We start from the raw sequence: 19,952 nt of genomic DNA on the forward strand, positions 1-19,952 counted from the left end.
AGCATTTTGCCCGCCTCAAAGGGTGGGCAAAATGCGTCGGGATAAAGCAGGTGGTTTTACTGGAAGTAATCCGGGCCGTGTGATTCCTGCGCACGCGGCTGGGCTTGAGACGGTGCAGGCGGAATGATGCCGCGTTGGGCCAGCACCCATTGCGGATAGAGGCCTTGCCATTCTGGGTAGAAACGTCCCTTGGAAAGCTCTCCGGCCAAGTAAACGGCATCGGGCTGCGGCGTCTTACTCGGGTCGTGAACGCGGCTTACTTTTGCCTTCTTCGCCGCGAAAGCGAGGGCAGTGGTAACGGTGCTCATGATCGCTGCAGATAGCAAAAACGAAAGCGGGGTAGAAGTGGTCTCTTCACTGATGAGGGAATCGGAAGTGTTAGAAAACGCCTCGATGGTAAAGATAACCATGTTGTTGGAAGCATGCATGGCAACCGCAGCCTCAACGCCGCCCGTATACCACATGAGAAATACGGCGCACAAAGAGAACACGGCCAGGTCGGCGAGGATCCACACGTCCAGCGAACCGTGCAGGAGCGCGAACACCGGGGCGGAAGCCAAAGTGGCCACGAGCAAAGAAACCCAGCGGTTAGGGATCCACGATCCGAACATTTGCAAGAATCCCGCGCGAAATGTGAGTTCTTCTGCCGCGCTTTGGAACGGGACTAACACAAGCGTGAGTAGTAGGAGGATGGCCAGTTGTGGTCCGGGTTTGAATTCCGTGCCCTCAAGCAAGCTCATTGGAATGAAAGCGAGTGCGAAAATCGGTATGGCAATGGCGAAGCAAGCGGCCAGCCACTTGTAGCGTAAGCGGCCTTCAACCGAGAAAAAGTAGCCCACGCCCGTACGCGCGCCCAACGCCACGCCGGCTAATACGGCGGGAATCAGAACGGCGATGCTAAGCATTAGGACGGTGAAGACAACCGGATCCGTAGCATCGATCTCGCCGGTAAATAGCTGCTCGTAGCCGGGGGTGTGGAGGGCGGGCACGGCTAGGGGAAGCAACGTCACCATCGTTGATAGGGCAAGGAAAACTACCAGCGCGATAACGATCGCTAGAAGAGGCCGGTACCAGCGTCTGTCTGGGCCGGCAGAGAGCTTGTGATATTCGGCAGGCTCTCGCGGTTGGATTTGCGGTAGGTGAAGCAAAGCGGCCTCCTAGTTGCCGTAGAAACGGGCAAGGGTTTCTTGCTTGTACTCGGTGTACTCACCGTTTCGGATGGATTCGCGGATGCTATCCACAAGGTGAACGGTGAACCATTCGTTATGAATCGTTGCAAGTGTCGAAGCTAGTATTTCGTGAGCTTTGAACAGGTGGTGGACGTAGGCGGTTGTGTAATTTTGGCACGTGTAGCAACCGCATCCGTCAGCTAACGGGCCGAAATCGCGTTTGAACCGTGCGTTCGTGATGTTAACGCGCCCATCGGGAGTGTATATCGCGGCGTTGCGTGCCACGCGTGACGGGTTGACGCAGTCGAACGTGTCAGCACCCGCCTCGATCGCGGCAAAGAAGTCATCAGGTTCAGAGATGCCCAGGAGGTGACGAGGCTTATTATCGGGTAGTGCGCTGGTTAGCCAAGAGACGATAAGCCCAAGATTTTCTTTTTCGAGGGCGCCGCCCAGGCCGAACCCGTCAAAGCCTTCACTGTTAATACCCAGCTGCTCCAAGTCTGGTGACGTGCGCATTTGGGTGAGAGCACGCGCCGCTTCGTTACGCAAATCTTTGTACTGTGCTCCTTGCAAAACGCCGTAAAGTTGCTGGTACGGCTTGTCGGGATTCTCGGCGGTGAGGCGCCAATGCTGATCTAAGGAGCGCTGCGCCCAGCGGTGCGTACGCGCAAGTGACTCAACCTGATAGTCATAGGGGTGGAGCAGGGAAGTGAGCTCGTCGAAGGCAAACATGATGTCTGCCCCCAGCTGATGCTGAATACTTAGCGAAATCTCGGGGTTGAACCTGTGCTTAGTGCCGTCAATGTGCGAGCGGAACACCACCCCGTCCTCGTCCACGGCGGCGCGGTTGCGGCGAACGGCCTCCGCGGCTTCATCTTCGGCAGTTACCTTCTTGCCGGCAAACTCTTGCGAGAGAACTTTCTTGTAGTTAGAGCCAAGCGACAGAACTTGGAAACCACCAGAATCAGTGAACGTGGGGCCGGCCCAATTCATGAACTTGCCTAGGCCGCCCCCGGCCTCCACAATATCTGCGCCCGGTTGCAGGTAAAGGTGGTAAGCGTTTGCAAGTAGGGCTTGCGCGCCAAGCTCCTTCATCATTTCGGGAAGCACACCCTTTACGTTGGCAAGGGTGCCAACCGGGATAAAGGCGGGAGTCTCGATGGTGCCGTGCGCCGTTTGAAGCGTGCCAACGCGCCCGAGAGGACGCGGGCCGTCGCCGGTTTCCACCTCGACTTCATCCAACCACGCCGCAACTTTGAAGCCGCGCGAAGCCTCGATGCGCTCGCGGTGTGCCTGCGTGATTGGCGCGTTAGACATGGGACTCCTCGTAGCTTTCTATGCGCTTGATCCAACCGATCACTCGGTAGGTCACGGGCAAAAGAATCACCTCAACCCCGACTTTATACACGTAGCCGACAAACAGATAGTTCAAAAATTCCGCGCCCGTAATCACGCCGTAGAACGCAACCGTGCAGAAAATAAGGGTGTCCGCGAACTCTCCAACCAGAGTGGAACCGATCAGGCGCGCCCACAGGTGGCGTTCCCCCCACTTTGCCTTGATACGTACTAGAACCCACGAATTCAGTAGCTGACCGGCCAAATATCCGAGTACAGATGCAGCCACAATACGCGGAACAAAGCCCAGTACGGCAACAAAAGCTTCCTGGTTTTCATAGCCTGGACCGGCTGGTGCCGCACCTACAACGAGGAAGGTTAGAGCGGCAAGGATAGAGAAGGCGAAGCCGACCAGGATTGCTCGGCGCGCACGGGAGAATCCGTAAACTTCTGAAAGGACGTCACCAAGAATGTAGGTGAGGGGGAACAGTACGGCGCCGCCATCGAACACTAGAAGTGCGGGGCCGATATGGATTCCGATTAATTTGGTTGCGGCAATATTTGAAAGTATTAGCAGGGCAACGAACGATATCGCGACGATGTCATAGACGCGCGGTTCACGGGTTTTCACACTGTTTAAAGTCACGCGGTAAACATACTACAAGGCCGGTTTAGACTCTATTCGTTACCCATTTACACTGTTCATTGTGATTAATGTTTCGAACCTTACTGTGCGGATTGGTCCGCGCACGCTTTTGCAAGGCGCTAGCTTCCACGTCGATAAGGGAATGCGAATCGGTTTGGTGGGCCGCAACGGGGCCGGCAAAACTACAACCATGCGCATGCTGGCCGGCGAGCCGGATCGGGGTGAAGCCGAGTTTGATGGCACCGTAGTGCGTCGCGGCAGCCTCGCCTATTTGCCGCAGGACTCGCGTGTAGCCGATCCGCAGCAGAAGGGGCTGGATCGGATCTTGTCGGTGCGAGGCATTGATCAGCTGCTTGCGAAAATTGAGAAGGCGCAAATGCAGATGAGCACCTTGGAGGGGCCGCGCCAGCAGAAAGCTATGGAGCGCTATGTGCGCCTAGATCAAGAGTTCACCAATCAGGGCGGGTATGCCGCCAAAGCGCAGGCTTCCCAGATTGCGTCCTCTCTCGGTTTGAGCGAGGATCAGCTGTCGCGCCCCCTCGGTACTCTCTCGGGCGGTCAGCGTCGCCGCGTTGAACTCGCGCGCGTCCTATTTTCCGAGGCTGAAGTTCTGCTCCTTGATGAGCCTACGAACCACCTCGACCATGATTCTCTTATCTGGCTACGCGACTTTTTGAAGACGTATCCGGGTGGGATGATAATCATCTCTCACGATGTTGCATTGATCCGCGAGACCGTGAACCACGTGATGCACTTGGACGCGGACCGCGCGGTTGTGGACCAGTACAACATGGGCTGGGATCTGTATTTGAAGCAGCGGGAAGAGGATGAGCGCCGACGCAGGCGTCAACGGGCAACAGCTTTAAAGAAGGCGGAGGCGTTGCGCGCGCAAGGCGAGAAAATGAGGGCGAAAGCAACTAAGGCGGTCGCTGCTCAGCAGATGCTTCGCCGTGCTGAAGAACTCGAGGCCAGCGTCGAGCCGGTGCGACAGGTAGAGAAGGTTGCGCGTCTGCGTTTTCCAGAGCCTGCTGCGTGCGGAAAGGTGCCGTTGCGTGCCTCTTCGCTTTCGAAAACCTATGGATCGCTCGAAGTCTTTACAGGCGTTGATTTGGCCATTGACCGCGGCTCGAAAGTGGTAGTACTTGGGCTGAATGGTGCGGGTAAAACTACGCTTCTTAGAATCCTGGCAGGAGCTCTCAGCCCCGATACTGGCGAGGTTGAAGCCGGTTATGGGTTGAAGCTCGGTTACTACGCGCAGGAACACGAGACGCTAGATCCAAACAAAACCGTGCTGGAGACGATGGTTGCGGCCGCCCCCGCATTCGATGACACGCGGGTTCGCAATGTCCTCGGCCAGTTTCTGTTTTCCGGTGAGGACGTGGACAAGCCTACGGCTGTGTTGTCAGGTGGGGAGCAGACCCGCCTCGCCCTGGCCACGCTAGTGGTATCGGCCGCTAACGTTCTGCTGCTTGACGAGCCAACTAACAACCTCGACCCAGCCTCACGAGAGGAAATCCTCTATTCGTTGAAAACATACGAGGGGGCGGTGGTGCTCGTAACGCACGACCCGGGTGCGGTGAAAGCGCTGGAGCCAGATCGCGTGCTTCTGCTACCCGACGGGGATGAGGACCTGTGGGATGACTCTTACTTGGAGCTCGTGACTCTCACTTAAAGCTGGTGGCCATCGTTTAAGCTTGCGCGCTCTTCTTCGGTGAGTGAGCGAGGGTCTACGGGCTTGGGGGCTGGTGCGGTGGCCGCTTCAACCTCGCTGATAGGAACAACGCGATGGGGGAAAGACCGTAAGCTGACAAATTCGGTGAGGAAATCGCGGTGCCTCTCGCACGCCAGCCAGGTTTTTTCGCGCGCAGCATGGATCTTTGGGTTAGACCAGATAACCGCCCAGCGAGCTACTTCGGTGCACTGGCGGGCTGAACAGACGTGGAAATGCTTTTCGCTCACGCCCCAATACTATAGTTTGCCCGCAAGGTCCTCGATTCGCCCTACAAAACCAGTGCGCGATCTCTTAGAGTTGAGGCATGGGGCAAACACTGATTCTTGTCCGTCACGCCCAGGCGCGTCACGGGGGTATGCGGGACGAGTTGCGCCCGTTGACCAGGGCCGGCCAAGAGCAGGCTCGACAACTTGCCCGTAGAGTAAAAAATTTAATAGGCAATGGTGTGATTCTGCATTCTCCGGCGGTCCGTGCTTTACAGACCGCGCGGGAGATTGCCCGCGAGAGCGGCGGTCAGCTTCTGCAACTGAACGAGCTTTACTACGCGGATGAATATGATCTGTTGCGATCCATACCTGCGTTAACCGGCCCTGTGATGGTGGTAGGTCACGCGCCGACCATCCCGTACGCGGCTGCGCTGATCGCACTCGGTGAGGGCAGTGACCTCATCGTCGCCCGGGGCTGTCCAACCGCCACTGCCTACGTGTTCGAGATCCCCGACTTAACCCAGTTACGGCGGGCCAGCGCCGCCCTAAAAGATTTGATTGTCACGCCCGCTCGGTGACTTTTGTAATGCCAAAATTGTGACTACAGGCAGGGGGCCAAGAAGCCGATCCCTGGTGTAGTTGGAGTATGGAAACAAAAACGAATGCTCCCGCGGTCTCGGTTGCTTCAGTTGCCAAATCGTTCAAATCCGTGCAGGCACTAAAAGGCGTGTCGTTCGAGATTGAACGTGGTGACATAGTTGCGATTCTTGGACCAAACGGGGCTGGCAAAACAACACTGATAGACACTGTTCTTGGACTTTCCAAGCCGGATAGCGGAAGTACTAGCCTTTTTGGCCTTACCGCAAGCGAAGCCATTGCGAAATCCCTGGTGGGAGTCGTCATACAAACGGGTGGTCTTTTACCAAACGTTTCTGTGCGTGACACGGTTAGTGAGGTCGCGGCGGCATTCCCGAAGCACATTCCGGTAGCGCAGGTGCTGCAAGAGGCTAACCTTTCCGAGATTGCTAGCCGCAAGGTGGGGAAATGCTCGGGCGGCGAAATGCAGCGCATTCGGTTTGCGTTGGCCCTACTGGGAGCTCCTGACCTCCTAATCCTTGATGAGCCTACGGCTGGCATGGATCCTCGTGCCCGGCGCGACTTCTGGACCACCATGGAGTCACAGGCTAAGCGCGGACGCACAATCATCTTCGCTACGCACTACCTCGAAGAAGCGGAACATTTTGCTAAGCGCGTCATCTTTATGAATGAGGGCGAGGTCGTAGCTGACGGAACCGTTGATGAGGTGCGCGGTATGGTTGCCGGCACCACGGTGGAAGCCCGTATTGATGGGGCGATGACTTTGGAGCAGGTGCAGGCATGGCCAGAGGTGCTCAGTGCTCACCTGGAGGGACAGAAGGTGTGTATTTCAACGGGTCTTTCTGACACCGTTGCACGGCGCTTGCTAGATGCTGGGGCAACGAATCTTCGCATCAGTTCAGCTTCGCTTGAAGACACGTTCTTTGAGCTGACGGGAAGGAGTGGAAAATGAGCGCAAGCTTAGTAACGTCGCGTCCAGGCGCGTACGTGTTTTACAACGTAAAGAGACTACTTTCAGATTGGTCCCTATTGGCATTTGGCATTGGTTTGCCTGTTGTTCTCTACCTGGTTTTTGGCGCTACTTTAGCAGACATGGACGCTCAGCTGGAGCATGGAAACCTCGCGGCTTACGTGATGATCTCAATGGCTGTTTACGGCGGGATAACCGGTGCGGTTGGGCAGATTGGTAGCGCGGTGGTGGAATCGAACACCGGATGGTCACGCCAGCTCGCCCTCACTCCACTTACTCGAGGGAAGAGGATAGCCGGGCTTATCGTGCCCGCCTTGGTGAGTATCGTGCTTCCCGTTGCCGCCGTATTCCTCACGGGGTTCTTGACGGGATCTGAAATGAGCACAAAGGCGTGGGCTACTAGCTTCTTGTTTGCATGCCTGTCGTCTATTCCATTCACGTTCTATGGCTCGGCCGTGGCATACGCGTTTCGTTCTCCAACAGCCGTGTCAATCGCTGCTACTGCATTGGTTCCGTTAGCGTTTTTTGGCAACATGTTCGCCCCGATATCGCCCACGATGTTGAAGATCGGCATGTTCACACCCATGTATGGTCCATCTGCACTGTCTCGTTACTGGCTAACCGATGGGGCACAAAGCATTTCTCAAGATCCTTGGTTTGTACAGCATGATCTGTGGGTAGGGATAGTTAACATATTGGTGTGGGCGGCCGTGTTCGCCTTGGCAACCGCGCTACTTCGCAGGAGGACCTTGGAGAGACAATGAAAATGAAGGCCGCAGCGAAGTTCAGCTGGACTGACAGTGCTTATGCTTCCGTCTGGCTAATCTTCTTAGTTTTCTCGATCGTCTCGCTAGCCACGGATAACATGCCTAGCCCGCAGCGCACGTTCGGATTCGTCTTCCTCATCATGTTCGCGCTGATGTATCCCATTGCCAACGGGTATTTAGGTAGTTGGCCAGAGGGGCCAGTTGGTCAGCGTGTGGCTTTTTGGTGGGCGGTGCTCTGCATCCCCATAATCGGGTTCAGTATTTTTGTGAGCCCTCTGTTCAGCTACGTGTTCTTTCCCTACATGTTCGCAATTACGGTATTCACACTACGTGGGCCAGTGCGGCTTTGGCTGGCAGCAATATTGGTGGCGGCGTGCACCGTCCTCGCGCTGCTCTTTGCGCCAAGTAAAACGATCTTGATGGTGTGGTTAGGCCACGCGCTACTGTCGCCAATCCTGATGCTTCCAATCGCGCTTGTGTCGGAGAAGGTTGAGCGTCAAGATGCCCTCGCCGCCGAGGTTGCGATAGCTCACGAACGTGAAGAGATAGCAGCCGACTTGCATGACCTGCTGGGGCAAACCCTCACGCTCCTCTCCTTGAAAGCAGATGTTGCGGCGAAGGTAGCTGAACGCCAGCCGGAGAACACCGCAGTAGTAAAAGAGAGCCTGGATGAGATCGCGGGCCTGTCAAGAGTTGCCCTCGCAGAAGTGCGCGCTGCAGTAACTCGCACCCGAATGCCAGACTTCGCCGGTGAGATGCAAGCTGCAAGAAGGGCTTTGCAAACTGCAGGCATCGCAGTCCAGTCTCCGGCTCCAGAAGAGTCAGCTCGCGTCGCCGGCGTGAACTCCTATCTCTTTGGGTGGGTGCTTCGTGAAGCCGTAACCAACGTGGTGCGTCACTCGGGCGCATCTTCCTGCACCATCAACGTCACGCCCACATCCATAACCGTTAGTGATAACGGGCGTGGATTTCAGCAAGTCGGCGCAGGTGGATCCGGTCTTTCCAGTATGAAGCGTAGAGTCGAAGAGGCCGGGGGAAGCGTCGCTATAACGGGTGATGAGGGCACAACGGTTGAGGTTCGCATGGCGGGGAGGAACTAGCGATGGAAGCAATCCGTGTCGTAATCGCAGACGACCAGCATCTCGTGCGCGGAGCACTTGCCGCTCTGCTGGCTCTCGAAGCTGACATTGAGGTTGTGGCGGACGTTGCAACGGGTAATGAGGCGCTTGACATTGCGCGCCGCAAGGAAGCGGACGTGCTGCTGCTGGATATTGAAATGGGGGAGGAATCCTTAACCGGTCTTGAAGTTGCTGAGAAAGTATCGCAACTTCACCTGCCTGCGCGGGTTCTAATAGTCACTACGTTCGGTCGCCCCGGATACTTACAGCGAGCTCTTGAAGCTGGGGCCCTCGGATTTATCGTCAAAGACACGCCATCGTCGCAGCTAGCTGAAGCGGTGCGGCGCGTCCATCGCGGTCTGCGCGTGATCGACCCTGCGCTCGCGGAAGAGTCCTTATTTACGCCGCGTTCTCCGCTATCGGAGCGGGAGGCAGACGTGTTACGAGCCGCCCTTGCGGGCGGGTCGATCAAACATGTAGCCGAGGCGTTGGGCTTAAGCCAAGGAACGGTGCGAAACCACATTTCGTCGGCGATAGCAAAGGTTGGGGCAGACAACCGTTACGAGGCGTCGAGGATAGCTCGGGACCGCGGCTGGCTGTAGCTCCACTTCGAACCACGCATCCTGTTTGGGCTGAGAGGATTTCCTCTCAGCCCATTTTCGCGCCCAGGGTGCTCCTCCTGGTTCCGAAGATTGACGCAAAACACAAAAATCCCTCCACCTCACTCCACACTTAATTTTTGGCTATTTAGCAGGCTTTATTTATGTTCAACATTTGGAAATCGCGCTTATAATGTTCCAATGGGGTGGGAAGTGGGGTAAAGTGGTGATAACCGAATAGGTGTGGTTAGCGACGGGGAGGTGAAACGTGTTCCTAGGTACGTATGAGCCAAAGCTAGATCCGAAGGGGCGCGTGATCTTGCCCGCGAAGTTTCGTGAACAGCTTTTGGAAGGCTTGGTGCTAACGCGAGGTCAGGACAGGTGCCTGTACGCGTTTCCAAAGTCCGAGTTTGAAGGCATGTTCGACCAGCTACGGCAGGCTCCGCTGAGCTCAAAGCAGGCACGCGATTACGTTCGCGTGATGCTTTCGGGCGCTTCAGACGAGTTGCCGGACAAGCAGGGGCGAATCACGATCCCGCAGAACCTTCGCACCTATGCGGGTCTTACTCGCGATCTAGCTGTAATAGGAGCTGGCGCGCGGGTGGAGATTTGGGACGCCGAGCAGTGGGCAATGTACCTCGAGAATCAAGAAGAGGTCTTCTCGTCTACTGCCGACGAAATTATTCCGGGAATGTTCTAGTTCATCCTGGTCTCCAACCGAGAATCCGAAGTCACTTCCCCGGCGGCGGACGCGGTGGGAGTCCTGGCTGAACTAGTTCGTAATGAGAGGGGGCATCGTGGAGCTTTCGCCTGAAGCAATCAGTGAGCTACATGATCCCGTTCTCGTATCCAACGTTCTTGAATTGCTGGATCCAGTTTTGGCCAATGGTGGTGTGCTGGTAGACGGGACTCTCGGTATGGGTGGCCATACCGAGGCGGTTCTTAAGGCCTTCCCAAATGCTTCGGTTATCGGTATTGACCGAGATCCGCGTGCGATTGAGCTGGCCAGTGCGCGCCTTGCGCAGTTCGGATCTCGTTTTACTCCGTTTCTCGCCACTTATGATCAGATTGAAAGCGTCATTGCGCAGGCTGGTCTATCAGCGGTTGATGCGGTGTTCATGGATCTGGGTGTCTCATCCCTTCAGCTCGATGACGATGAACGGGGTTTCTCATATTCACGCCGGGCACCCCTAGATATGCGCATGGATCAAACCGGCGGAATGAGTGCTGCGGATTTGCTCGCGTCTGCTAGTGAAGCTGAGCTAGCTCGAATCCTGCGAGTTTATGGCGAAGAGAGGTTTGCCAGCCGGATCGCGCGACGCATTGTCTTGACACGCGAGGAGCAGCCGCTTACGGACTCTGTGCAACTAGCGGAGCTGGTTCGTGAAACGATCCCGGCGGCAACGCGGCGCTCGGGTGGACACCCCGCGAAGCGGACGTTCCAGGCCCTTCGAATAGCTGTAAATGATGAGCTCACGATTTTGGAACGGGCGTTGCCCTCCGCGCTGTCGACTTTGCGCGTTGGGGGTCGCTTGGCGGTGGAGTCGTACCAATCTCTCGAGGATCGCATCGTTAAGCACCTATTCAAAGAAGGCTCTACACCCCTGCAAATGCCAAAGGGGTTACCGATCCGGCCTAGTGAACAGCCGCAAGCTCCTTTGGAACTTCTTACGAGGAAGGCGATTCAAGCGTCGGAGGCTGAAGTTGCGGTGAATCCGCGGGCTAAATCGGTGCGCTTGCGCGCGGTCCAACTTAACACTCCCTACAACAAGCAAGATAAAAGGAGCTCCCAATGACGTCGAGCGCTCTAAGAACGCGGCCGGCTCAGCCAAGGCGCGAGCAATCGCGTCCTCCTCTTCGCGTTATCGCGTCCGAGGCTGGTCCGCGAGCTGCTTTCCCCGTGATCGCTATAGTTGCGTTGGTGTTGATCGCGGTACTTGCTGTGAACCTGTTTATCACTACCCAAATGGCGCAAACCGCCTACGAGATTCGCGACTCCCGTGCAGAGCTTGTTCGGCTGACTGAAGAGACGCAAACACTACGGCAGAAGTTGCAGGTGGCCTCATCTCCGGCAGCGTTGCAAAAGGCGGCGGACGCGCAGGGCATGGTCCCTGCAGGTCAGGCGGGTTTCATTAAACTGAGTGAAGGTAGTGTAGAGGGCGGAATCGCAGCCGTTCGTTAGTTAGGAGGCCAGGTGAGTAAATCGCAGGCCGGCTCGCAAACGGCGACACGTGTATTTTTTGGCATCGCTATCTTCTTTCTCGTTGCGATTATGCTGCAGCTGATTAATGTGCAGATAATTCAAGGAGCTGATCTGGCCGAGCAGGGTAGGTCGGTGCGCATGCATGCGGCAACGATTGATCCGCGGCGCGGAGACATCGTAGATGCTAACGGAAGCACGTTTGCAACCACAGTGGAGACCTACCACATTGCGGTAAACCAGGTGAATATCGCCAACACCAAAGTGTGGGACATCGACGAAGAGGGTAACCGAACCCAAATTGGGGCGGGCCCCGTTTTTGTTGCGCAAAAACTTGCTCCGGTTTTGCAGATGGACGAGGCCGAGGTGGGAGGCCAACTGATTGGCAACTCCACGTACCACTATCTGAAGAAAGACGTTGACGTTGAGACCTGGCGGAAGGTACGTGCACTACAGATTTACGGCATCGAGTGGGAGCCTTCCTACAAGCGCGTGTACCCAAACGACACGGTCGCAGCCTCGATTATTGGGACCATCGATGCCGAAGGAAAGGGCTCGTCGGGTCTTGAACTCACGCAGGACGCTAAGCTAACGGGTCAGCCTGGTCGCATGGTCCAAGAGTATGGCCCCTACGGTGAGGTCATTCCGGGTGGCAAAACGATCTCGGAACCAGCTGTTCAAGGCGCGACCGTGCACACAACGCTACGTTTGGATCTACAACACTCCACTGAGGAGATTGTAAATAAGGCCGTGGAAACCTATTCGGCCCAGTGGGGAAGCGCCATTGTTCAAGAGATCTCTACGGGCAAGATCTTGGCCATGGCCGAATCGGGAAACAAACCAATTACCAACCAGCCACAGCCGGTTAAGAGCGTGCAATACTCGGTGGAGCCCGGCTCTATCGGCAAGATTTTGACATTTGCCACTGCCCTTGACGAAGCAAAAATTACCCCCGTAACCCCGGTGCTGTCGCAGTACAAGTACACAACGCCAGATGGGCAAGAGTTTCAGGATTCACACGAGCATCCTGACTACACGCTCACCGCAACGGGTGTCCTTGCGGAATCTTCTAACACCGCTACCGTCCGTGTCGGATCGATGGTTACTGACGATGAGCGCTATAAGCTTATGAAAGCAATGCACCTTGGCGAGGCAATTGATATCGGTCTGCCGGGGGAGGCTCCCGGTATTTTGGTAGATCCGTCACAGTGGGATGGGCGTCAGCGCTACACCACTATGTTTGGGCAAGGTTACGCGGTAACCCAGCTACAGCAGGTTGGAATGATGGCTGCCTTTGCTAACGGGGGTGTGTATCAGCCTGCCCGCCTGATTGAAGGGTGGACTAGTCCGGACGGTACTTACGAGGCCGCTCCGCAGCGCGAACCGGAACGTGCTCTCGACGCAGATACGGCTAAGACGGTTTTGACGATGCTTGAATCAACGACGGCCGATGAAGAGGGCACGGGCTATACGTTTAACGTTGAGGGTTATCGCATAGCTGCGAAGACGGGTAGTGCCGAGGTTTTCGAGAATGGGCTGACGATTGGTACGGCCACGACAGTTGCAGGTGTTGTTCCCGCCGATAAGCCGGTTATTGCGGTTTCGGTTATCTTGTACCTGCCAAAGTACGGAATCCTTGCTGCTCAGTCTGCGGGCCCGTTGTTCAAATCAATTGTTACAGAGTCGGTGCAAAATCTGGGTATTCCAGGCTCGTCTGAAGAGGCCGTGCTTTACCCGATGAAGCCTTAGGACTGCTATGAGTGAACTAAAAGATTTACGTCCTAGCTCGGTAAGGGGAATCAGCGCGCAGCATCTTGCGAGTGCGCTGGGGGCTACAATCCGCCGTGCGGATTCCGATCCGCTGGTTACTGGGGTAACGCTCGATTCGGCGGATGTGCAGCCAGGGGACCTATTCGTTGCGATTCCCGGCTTCAAACGTCATGGCGCAGAGTTCGCCCCTAAAGCTATTGCGGGGGGTGTCGTCGCAGTTGTCACAGACGCCGCTGGGGTTTCTATGCTCGAGGGCACAGAGGGTTTTGCACTGCTGGAGGTAGCAGATCCGCGGGCATTCGCAGGGTTGGCGGCGGCCCACGTTTATGGCAATCCCGGCGAGTCCATGAGCGTTATTGGAATTACTGGAACGAACGGTAAGACCACAACTGCACACTTTGTGCATCACGTGCTTTCGCAGATGTCAGGCCCCACGCTGTTGATCGGGACGGTGGGGGTGAGCCTCGGTGACACGCATGTTTCTTCTGCACGCACGTCTCTCGAAGCACCCGTTTTGCATCGTGTTTTGGCCTGGGCATTGGAGCGCGGTGCAAAGAACGTGGTCATGGAGGTCTCTAGCCACGCATTGAGTCTGCACCGCGTGGCGGGGATGAAGTTTGACGTTTCAGCATTCTTGAATCTGCAGCGCGATCATTTGGATTTCCATAAAACGATGGAGAGCTACTTCGAGGCAAAAGCCAGCCTGTTTGACGGTTGTCTTTCGAAGCGAGCAGTGATTTGTGTAGATGACGAGTGGGGAGAACAGCTGGCGCAAATGGTGCGCATACCCACGGTGACGGTTTCAACCAATTCCGAGGCTGATTGGCGCGTCATTTCACACTCGCTTAACCAGGTGGATGCGGGAACGGATGTGACGATCCGCGAAGGTAAGACTAATGTGCGTCTGCATTGCCCACTGCCGGGAATGATTAACGTGCAAAATGAGCTGACGGCCCTGGCTATCTTGGTCAGTTTAGGTTTTGAGACTGCTAGGGTGTGCGAGGAGCTTGCTCGCACGCCGGGGGTCCCCGGGCGTATGGAGGTAGTGGCGGAACGCTCACCGTCCGCGCCACTCGTTATCGTAGACTTCGCTCACACAGCCGATGCCATTGCGAGCGCGTGCGCGGCTCTAGACCCGGTAACGCCGGGGGCGTTGTGGATTTTGTTTGGTGCAACGGGAGAGCGAGATCGCGGTAAGCGGCCGGAAATGGGCTCGGTGGCGTTGGCCTCAGCTGATTTTGTGGTGCTCACTGATGACGACATCTACGGAGAAGACCCGGCGCAGATTCGCGCTGAGGTTGCCGCTGGGTTTGAAGGCGCACCAGGTCGGGCCCGTGCCGCGTGGGAAAGTGATGACCGCAAGAGTGCGATTTACGAGGCCGTGCTGGCAGCAAACCCGGACGACACGGTGCTGATCGCGGGCCGCGGACATGAGACGATCCAGATGATTGGTGAAAAACCCCACGTATTGGACGATCGGGTGGAGGCACGAGCCGCACTTTCGAAGCGTTCTTCACGCACTTCGTCGCTGGGAACTGGCGAGCCGGCAACAACCGCGTTGCCAAAGTTACGAATGATCAGCAAAACGTGGGAAGATTTTCAGTAATACTGATACAAGGACGTGTCGCGGCGTTTAGATGGAGAGGCGAATGAGGTACTCAGCAGACGAGATTGCGAAAGTCGTCGACGGTCGACTGGTTGGTGATAACACGGTCGTTTCCGGTGGCGTGTACACGGATTCGCGTGAGGTGACCCCGGAATCGTTGTACATTGCGCGTGTCGGTGAGCACGCCGATGGTCATGATTACCTTGATTCGGCGGTTGAACGTGGCGCTGTTGCGGCGATTGTGACGCGAGAGGACGCGGGGCCGCAGAATCTGACCAAGATCGTGGTGAAAGATGCAACGAAGGCGCTGGGGTTGCTGGCGCAGGCCCATCTGAAGAAGCTTCGCGAAGCGGGCGATATCGACGTTGTGGGGATCACCGGCTCTGTAGGCAAGACCACCACGAAGGATCTAACGGCGGGAATTTTGCGCGCGTTCGCGCCCACTGTTGCGCCGGTTTCTTCGTTTAATAACGAGGTTGGCATGCCGTTGACAGTTCTTCGAGCGGATGAGAACACGCGTTATTTGGTATTGGAGATGGGGGCTTCCGGGCCGGGACATTTGCAGTACCTTGCGAAGATTGCCTCTCCGGATATTGCAGTTGAGCTTGCGGTGGGCAAGGCGCACCTGGGTGGTTTCGGCTCGGTTCCGGCATTGGCACACGCCAAGGCGGAGCTTGTTGAGGGTCTAGCCAAGGGCGGCACAGCAATTTTGAATCGCGACGATCCAAATGTTCGCGATATGCAGTCGCTAGCCAAGGGCGCGGTCTTGTTCTTTTCTGCTGCGGGTAAGTCTGACGCGGAAGTGCGCGCCGTTAACGTAAAGCTCGATGACTCGTCTTGCGCTACCTTCGATCTTGAGGCGGGAGACGTTCTGAAGAAGGTAAAGCTTGGCCTTGTGGGCCGTCATCAGGTGTCCAACGCGCTCGCGGCTATCAGCGTTTGCCTGACTCTTGGTTTGGATCCGCAAAAGATCGTCGAGACGCTAAATTCGCTACGCGCGCAGAGCCCGCACCGTATGAGTGTCACGCGTGCGCGCGGCATTACGATAATCGACGATTCGTATAATGCGAATCCGGATTCGATGAAGGCGGGCCTGGAGGTGCTTGGAAAGCTGGGAGAAAATGGGGCGCGGCGCATCGCTGTGCTTGGCGTGATGCTTGAGCTGGGGAAGAGTTCAACGTCTCTGCACCGGGAGGTAGGGCGCCTGGCTGATGAGGCCCGCGTGGATGTGCTGATCACGGTTGGTGAGGGTGCTCAACCAATTGGCGAGCCGCTTGTTGGAAAGGCCGACATTTATCACTTTGAGAGTGCGGAAGAGGCGGGAGCTAAGTTGCGCGATTTGGTTCAAGCGGGAGACTTCGTATTCTTGAAGGGATCGAATGGTTCGGGGGTCTGGAAAATCGCCGACGAGTTTTTAGCGTAGTTAGGACCGGAGGGCTTAAACGTGGTAGCCATTGTCGTTGCGACGGCCGTATCGTTGGTCATCGCGCTGTTCGGCACCAAAGCTTTTATTAAGCTGCTGATTCGTAAAGAGTACGGGCAGTTCATCCGTCAGGACGGGCCAACCCAGCACTTTACGAAGCGCGGCACGCCAACTATGGGCGGTGTCGTGATAATTGCTGCTTCGTTGATTGGCTGGCTGGTAGGGCATATTTCGATTGGGCGGTTGCCGGACCTATCTTCTAGCCTGCTCATGTTTTTGTTTGTTGGACTTGGCGTCGTTGGCTTTTTGGATGATTTCATCAAGATTAAGAGACACCGTTCACTTGGTTTGAATCCGGCGGCAAAGATCCTGGGACAATTGGCCGTCGGCACGGTTTTTGCCGGATTAGCGCTTAGCTTCCCTGATGCCAGGGGCAATACTCCCGCCTCGATGAAGATTTCGGTCGTGCGCGATCTGGATTGGGCAAACTTAGCTTTCGCCGGCACGGCGCTAGGCGTGATCCTGTTTATTTTGTGGGCGAATTTCCTCGTGGCCGCTTGGTCTAATGCGGTGAACTTAACGGATGGTCTTGATGGCCTGGCAACGGGCTCATCGATGTTTGTTTTTGGCGCGTACACCGTGATCGCGATATGGCAGTACTACCAATCCTGTGCGGTAACGGTTGCGAACGCCGCCTTGTGTTATGAGGTGAGGGATTCTCTGGGGCTCGCGGTAGCTTCCGCGGCGATAGTGGGCGCGGCGTTTGGATTCCTCTGGTGGAATGCAGCCCCGGCACAGATTTTTATGGGTGACACCGGCTCGCTCGCTCTGGGTGGCGCGTTTGCGGGAATGTCGATTCTTACCCAAACGGAGTTTCTGGCGATCATTATTGGCGGACTATTCATGATTATCGTGATGTCTGACGTGATCCAGATTGGCGTATTCAAGCTGACGGGCAAGCGCGTGTTCCGAATGGCGCCGCTTCACCACCATTTTGAACTTTTGGGTTGGAAAGAAATCACGATCGTAATTCGATTCTGGATTATTGCAGGCTTGTTTGCCGTGCTTGGGCTGTCGCTGTTCTACGCGGAATGGGTGGCGCGGCTGTGAGCTGGCTTGAATCTAAAGTCGCGGTAATCGGCCTGGGAACTACGGGCCGCGCGGTTATGGATGCTTTAGGCCAGCTTGGGGTACGGGCGGTTGGCTTCGACTTGAAGGCGCCCGAAGGGTTTGCGTCGTTTGAATCGGGTAACCAGCAGTTCGTTATTGGTGGTGAGGCAGAGCAGGCTAGCGCTCTTGCGGATGATTTCGGCCTAGTGGTGGTATCTCCCGGAGTTGCCCCGCATTCTCCCGTGTTTCAAGCGGCGCGGAATCTGAACTTACCGGTGTGGAGCGAGGTTGAGCTCGCCTGGCAGATCCAGCAGCACCTCGGTAAAGACATCGCTTGGCTCACCGTGACTGGCACCAACGGCAAGACCACCACGGTTGGTCTTTTAGGTGCGATTTTAGAGGCGGCTTCTGAGCGTGTACGCGTGGTTGGCAACGTTGGCATGCCGATCGTCAGCGTTGTGATGAACGAGGACGTGAACGTGCTGGCTGTTGAGCTTTCTAGCTTCCAGCTATATTCCACGCAATCAGTGGAGCCCGTAGCGTCTGTCTGTCTGAACGTGGATGCTGATCATCTGGATTGGCATGGAACGGTTGAGGAGTATGCGAAGGCGAAGGCGCGAGTGTATGAGAACACGCGCGTGGCATGTGTGTATGACGCGGCAGATTTAGTTGTCGAGAACATGGTGATGCAAGCTGATGTGACCGAAGGGGCACGAGCAATTGGCTACGCTCTTGACGTTCCGGCGGTGTCCCAGATTGGCCTTGCCCAAGATGAGGATGAGGTGCTCATCGTTGACCGTGCTTTTGTAGCTAACCGGCATACGCAGGCAGCGGCTCTTGCCACGCTCGCCGACGTGGCTCACTTCGCGGGTCCATCCCCTTCTGCTGCGATCATCAAAGACACTTTGGCCGCAATCGCGCTTGCTCGAGCCTACGGCGCGTATTCGAAGAAGGACATTGATTCTAGTGCTGTGGTTGCGGGGCTGCGTGCATTCCATCCGGCCGGGCACCGGCGCCAAGTGATTGGCGAGGTTGCCGACATGATTTGGATTGATGATTCGAAGGCTACTAATGCGCACGCGGCTGCCGCGTCCCTGTCAGGTTTCGCCCCGGGAACAGTCATTTGGATCGCCGGAGGGGACGCTAAGGGCCAGGACTTCCACTCCCTGGTGAAGGCTGTTGCGCCGGCATTGCGCGGCGTGGTGGTGATAGGTGCTGACCCTACGCCAATCACGAGTGCGCTTACTGACGTTGCGCCGCAAATTCCGCACGTGGTTGTGGATGGGCATGAAGATTGGATGTATTCCGTGGTCAATGAGGCCGTGGCTTTGTCGCGGCCTGGAGACACGGTTGTATTAGCTCCTGCCGCTGCGTCGTGGGACCAATTCAATAGCTACGCCGAACGCGGTGACGTGTTCCGCGAGGCCGTTGCACGTTTGGACGAGGCGTGGCAAACCCCGCAGGAGCTGCCCGGTGATTGAAAAGCTGAAGACCCGCGCCAGAAGCATCCCGAAGCTCCAATTTGGAACGGGAAGCCGCGCTGAGCCTTCTCCGGTCACCACGTATTACCTGATTTTGGTGCCGGTCATTTGCCTCATCGCGATAGGTTTCGTGATGGTGTTTTCTGCCTCAACCGTGCGTGTCATATCGCAGGGAGAGAATCCATATACTGCCTACCTTCGCAATCTTCTAATCATGGCGTTTGGGGTATTCACCCTGGTCGTGGCTATGAGGCTACCAAACCGGTTTTGGTATCGCGCTGCTCCCTGGGTGTTTATAGCGACCTTAATACTGCAGTTCTTGGTTGTCACCCCTCTGGGCGTAGAATCCGGTGGTAACACTAACTGGATCATGATCCCCGGCATATCCTTTCTAATCCAGCCATCAGAAGCGTTAAAGGTCGGGATGGCACTGTTTATTGGCTGGGTCATTATCAGGCTGAATCTGGATCGCACGAATTTTACGCACATCGCGGTAAATGTGGGTTTGCCCCTCGCGGTTGGCCTGGGTGGCATTATGGCGGGTCATGACCTCGGTACAGCTCTAGTCGTGGTGGCACTGGCCGCGGGAGCTCTAGCTGCTGCACGTGTACCCGGTAAGTGGTTTGGTATTGCGGTACTCGCTTTTATCCCGGTTGCCGCATTTGCAGTGTTTCAGAACCAGTCGCGCTTGCAACGCATTATTTCCGTTATACCGGGGTTTAGGCAGCCTCCTAATCCCGCGGCACCCGAACAGATTGACCACGCGTTGTGGGCTCTAGGATCGGGCGGTCTAACCGGTGTAGGGCCCGGTGCTTCGAAAGAGAAATGGAACTATCTGGCCGAGGCCCACACGGACTTTATCTTTGCGATTTTGGGTGAAGAACTTGGCTTGATTGGCACGGTGTTCGTTGTTGTCACGTTTGCAGTGCTGATCTATGGCCTCACGCGCCTGTCGCTGTACCACTCCGATGATTTTTCGCGCATTGTGTCGGGCGGTGTAACCATGTGGATCGGGGCGCAGGCAATCATTAACATGGGTGCAGTGGTGGCGGTTTTGCCCGTGATTGGTGTTCCGCTACCTCTGATTTCAACGGGCGGTTCGGCGTTTGTGGCCACTTGTGCTGGCCTGGGAATAGTATTGAGCTTTGCTCGAAAAGATTCGGGTATGGAAAAGGCGTTTGGTTTGCGTACGCTATTTCGCAGGCCTTCGAAAAAGTAGGTGT

At 56.2% G+C, this 19,952-nt stretch carries 19 protein-coding genes; 15 read left to right on the forward strand and 4 right to left on the reverse strand.

Annotated features, from left to right (window positions below; genetic code table 11):
• Window positions 1–56 precede the first annotated feature (56 nt).
• From HMPREF2854_RS04665 to HMPREF2854_RS04675, 3 genes are read right to left on the reverse strand one after another with little or no spacing between them, the layout of a single operon-like run.
• A complete protein-coding gene (locus HMPREF2854_RS04665; RefSeq protein WP_070619771.1) occupies window positions 57–1,148 on the reverse strand; it encodes a type II CAAX endopeptidase family protein in 1,092 nt (363 codons plus the stop codon).
• Window positions 1,149–1,157: 9 nt separating this feature from the next.
• Window positions 1,158–2,486 (reverse strand): tRNA guanosine(34) transglycosylase Tgt, encoded by a 1,329-nt coding sequence (gene tgt / locus HMPREF2854_RS04670; protein ID WP_070619774.1) that lies wholly within the window; start codon window positions 2,484–2,486, stop codon window positions 1,158–1,160.
• Window positions 2,479–3,150 carry a queuosine precursor transporter gene (locus HMPREF2854_RS04675; RefSeq protein ID WP_070619777.1) on the reverse strand — a complete coding sequence of 224 codons (672 nt, stop codon included), beginning with the start codon at window positions 3,148–3,150 and terminating at the stop codon, window positions 2,479–2,481. The genes tgt and HMPREF2854_RS04675 overlap by 8 nt, the downstream gene beginning before the upstream one ends.
• A gap of 61 nt (window positions 3,151–3,211) precedes the next feature.
• On the opposite strand from HMPREF2854_RS04675, the gene HMPREF2854_RS04680 reads away from it, so the two are divergent.
• Entirely contained in the window at window positions 3,212–4,822 is a 1,611-nt protein-coding gene (locus tag HMPREF2854_RS04680) for an ABC-F family ATP-binding cassette domain-containing protein (RefSeq protein ID WP_070619780.1), read from the forward strand.
• Here the strand turns inward: HMPREF2854_RS04680 and HMPREF2854_RS04685 are convergent.
• Window positions 4,819–5,109, reverse strand: a complete 291-nt coding sequence (locus tag HMPREF2854_RS04685) for a hypothetical protein (protein WP_070619782.1) — start codon at window positions 5,107–5,109, stop codon at window positions 4,819–4,821. The genes HMPREF2854_RS04680 and HMPREF2854_RS04685 overlap by 4 nt on opposite strands.
• Window positions 5,110–5,186: 77 nt before the next feature.
• On the opposite strand from HMPREF2854_RS04685, the gene HMPREF2854_RS04690 reads away from it, so the two are divergent.
• From HMPREF2854_RS04690 to HMPREF2854_RS04755, 14 genes are all read left to right on the forward strand, one after another.
• Window positions 5,187–5,666 (forward strand): SixA phosphatase family protein, encoded by a 480-nt coding sequence (locus HMPREF2854_RS04690; protein WP_070619785.1) that lies wholly within the window; start codon window positions 5,187–5,189, stop codon window positions 5,664–5,666.
• A 68-nt stretch (window positions 5,667–5,734) separates the two neighbouring features.
• Complete coding sequence (locus HMPREF2854_RS04695; protein ID WP_070619788.1) at window positions 5,735–6,637, forward strand: ABC transporter ATP-binding protein; 903 nt, start codon at window positions 5,735–5,737, stop codon at window positions 6,635–6,637.
• On the forward strand, window positions 6,634–7,419 hold the full coding sequence (locus HMPREF2854_RS04700) for an ABC-2 transporter permease (RefSeq protein WP_070619791.1): 786 nt from the start codon (window positions 6,634–6,636) through the stop codon (window positions 7,417–7,419). The genes HMPREF2854_RS04695 and HMPREF2854_RS04700 overlap by 4 nt, the downstream gene beginning before the upstream one ends.
• Window positions 7,416–8,522, forward strand: coding sequence for a sensor histidine kinase (locus HMPREF2854_RS04705; protein WP_070619794.1), 1,107 nt, complete (start codon window positions 7,416–7,418; stop codon window positions 8,520–8,522). Before HMPREF2854_RS04700 ends, HMPREF2854_RS04705 begins: the two co-directional genes overlap by 4 nt.
• Before the next feature lie 2 nt (window positions 8,523–8,524).
• Window positions 8,525–9,142, forward strand: coding sequence for a response regulator transcription factor (locus tag HMPREF2854_RS04710; RefSeq protein WP_034510362.1), 618 nt, complete (start codon window positions 8,525–8,527; stop codon window positions 9,140–9,142).
• Window positions 9,143–9,407: 265 nt separating this feature from the next.
• The gene (gene mraZ / locus HMPREF2854_RS04715) at window positions 9,408–9,839 is read left to right on the forward strand and encodes a division/cell wall cluster transcriptional repressor MraZ (RefSeq protein WP_034510360.1); all 432 of its coding nucleotides are present in this window, start codon (window positions 9,408–9,410) and stop codon (window positions 9,837–9,839) included.
• Between the two features lie 97 nt (window positions 9,840–9,936).
• A complete protein-coding gene (rsmH, locus tag HMPREF2854_RS04720; protein ID WP_083309392.1) occupies window positions 9,937–10,935 on the forward strand; it encodes a 16S rRNA (cytosine(1402)-N(4))-methyltransferase RsmH in 999 nt (332 codons plus the stop codon).
• Window positions 10,932–11,321 carry a cell division protein FtsL gene (locus HMPREF2854_RS04725; protein WP_034510357.1) on the forward strand — a complete coding sequence of 130 codons (390 nt, stop codon included), beginning with the start codon at window positions 10,932–10,934 and terminating at the stop codon, window positions 11,319–11,321. Before rsmH ends, HMPREF2854_RS04725 begins: the two co-directional genes overlap by 4 nt.
• Window positions 11,322–11,333: 12 nt before the next feature.
• Window positions 11,334–13,088: a peptidoglycan D,D-transpeptidase FtsI family protein gene (locus HMPREF2854_RS04730; protein WP_070619801.1), complete on the forward strand. Its 1,755-nt coding sequence runs from the start codon at window positions 11,334–11,336 to the stop codon at window positions 13,086–13,088.
• A gap of 7 nt (window positions 13,089–13,095) precedes the next feature.
• Window positions 13,096–14,715 (forward strand): UDP-N-acetylmuramoyl-L-alanyl-D-glutamate--2,6-diaminopimelate ligase, encoded by a 1,620-nt coding sequence (locus HMPREF2854_RS04735; protein ID WP_070619803.1) that lies wholly within the window; start codon window positions 13,096–13,098, stop codon window positions 14,713–14,715.
• A gap of 43 nt (window positions 14,716–14,758) precedes the next feature.
• Entirely contained in the window at window positions 14,759–16,138 is a 1,380-nt protein-coding gene (gene murF / locus HMPREF2854_RS04740) for a UDP-N-acetylmuramoyl-tripeptide--D-alanyl-D-alanine ligase (protein ID WP_070619806.1), read from the forward strand.
• Window positions 16,139–16,159: 21 nt separating this feature from the next.
• Window positions 16,160–17,248 carry a phospho-N-acetylmuramoyl-pentapeptide-transferase gene (gene mraY, locus HMPREF2854_RS04745; protein ID WP_070619809.1) on the forward strand — a complete coding sequence of 363 codons (1,089 nt, stop codon included), beginning with the start codon at window positions 16,160–16,162 and terminating at the stop codon, window positions 17,246–17,248.
• Window positions 17,230–18,729: a UDP-N-acetylmuramoyl-L-alanine--D-glutamate ligase gene (gene murD, locus HMPREF2854_RS04750; protein WP_070619812.1), complete on the forward strand. Its 1,500-nt coding sequence runs from the start codon at window positions 17,230–17,232 to the stop codon at window positions 18,727–18,729. The genes mraY and murD overlap by 19 nt, the downstream gene beginning before the upstream one ends.
• Window positions 18,722–19,948 (forward strand): FtsW/RodA/SpoVE family cell cycle protein, encoded by a 1,227-nt coding sequence (locus HMPREF2854_RS04755; RefSeq protein WP_070619815.1) that lies wholly within the window; start codon window positions 18,722–18,724, stop codon window positions 19,946–19,948. The genes murD and HMPREF2854_RS04755 overlap by 8 nt, the downstream gene beginning before the upstream one ends.
• Window positions 19,949–19,952: the final 4 nt, after the last annotated feature.

The organism is Actinomyces sp. HMSC075B09, assembly GCF_001812395.1.
GTDB classification, from domain to species: Bacteria; Actinomycetota; Actinomycetes; order Actinomycetales; family Actinomycetaceae; genus Gleimia; species Gleimia europaea.

Excerpts from the sequence above, each read along its gene's own strand:
- tgt (WP_070619774.1), bottom strand. The coding sequence starts at position 2,486 with ATGTCTAACGCGCCAATCACGCAGGCACACCGCGAGCGCATCGAGGCT.
- HMPREF2854_RS04690 (WP_070619785.1), top strand. The coding sequence starts at position 5,187 with ATGGGGCAAACACTGATTCTTGTCCGTCACGCCCAGGCGCGTCACGGG.
- HMPREF2854_RS04695 (WP_070619788.1), top strand. The coding sequence starts at position 5,735 with ATGGAAACAAAAACGAATGCTCCCGCGGTCTCGGTTGCTTCAGTTGCC.
- HMPREF2854_RS04700 (WP_070619791.1), top strand. The coding sequence starts at position 6,634 with ATGAGCGCAAGCTTAGTAACGTCGCGTCCAGGCGCGTACGTGTTTTAC.
- HMPREF2854_RS04705 (WP_070619794.1), top strand. The coding sequence starts at position 7,416 with ATGAAAATGAAGGCCGCAGCGAAGTTCAGCTGGACTGACAGTGCTTAT.
- HMPREF2854_RS04710 (WP_034510362.1), top strand. The coding sequence starts at position 8,525 with ATGGAAGCAATCCGTGTCGTAATCGCAGACGACCAGCATCTCGTGCGC.
- HMPREF2854_RS04725 (WP_034510357.1), top strand. The coding sequence starts at position 10,932 with ATGACGTCGAGCGCTCTAAGAACGCGGCCGGCTCAGCCAAGGCGCGAG.
- HMPREF2854_RS04735 (WP_070619803.1), top strand. The coding sequence starts at position 13,096 with ATGAGTGAACTAAAAGATTTACGTCCTAGCTCGGTAAGGGGAATCAGC.
- murF (WP_070619806.1), top strand. The coding sequence starts at position 14,759 with ATGAGGTACTCAGCAGACGAGATTGCGAAAGTCGTCGACGGTCGACTG.
- murD (WP_070619812.1), top strand. The coding sequence starts at position 17,230 with ATGGGTGGCGCGGCTGTGAGCTGGCTTGAATCTAAAGTCGCGGTAATC.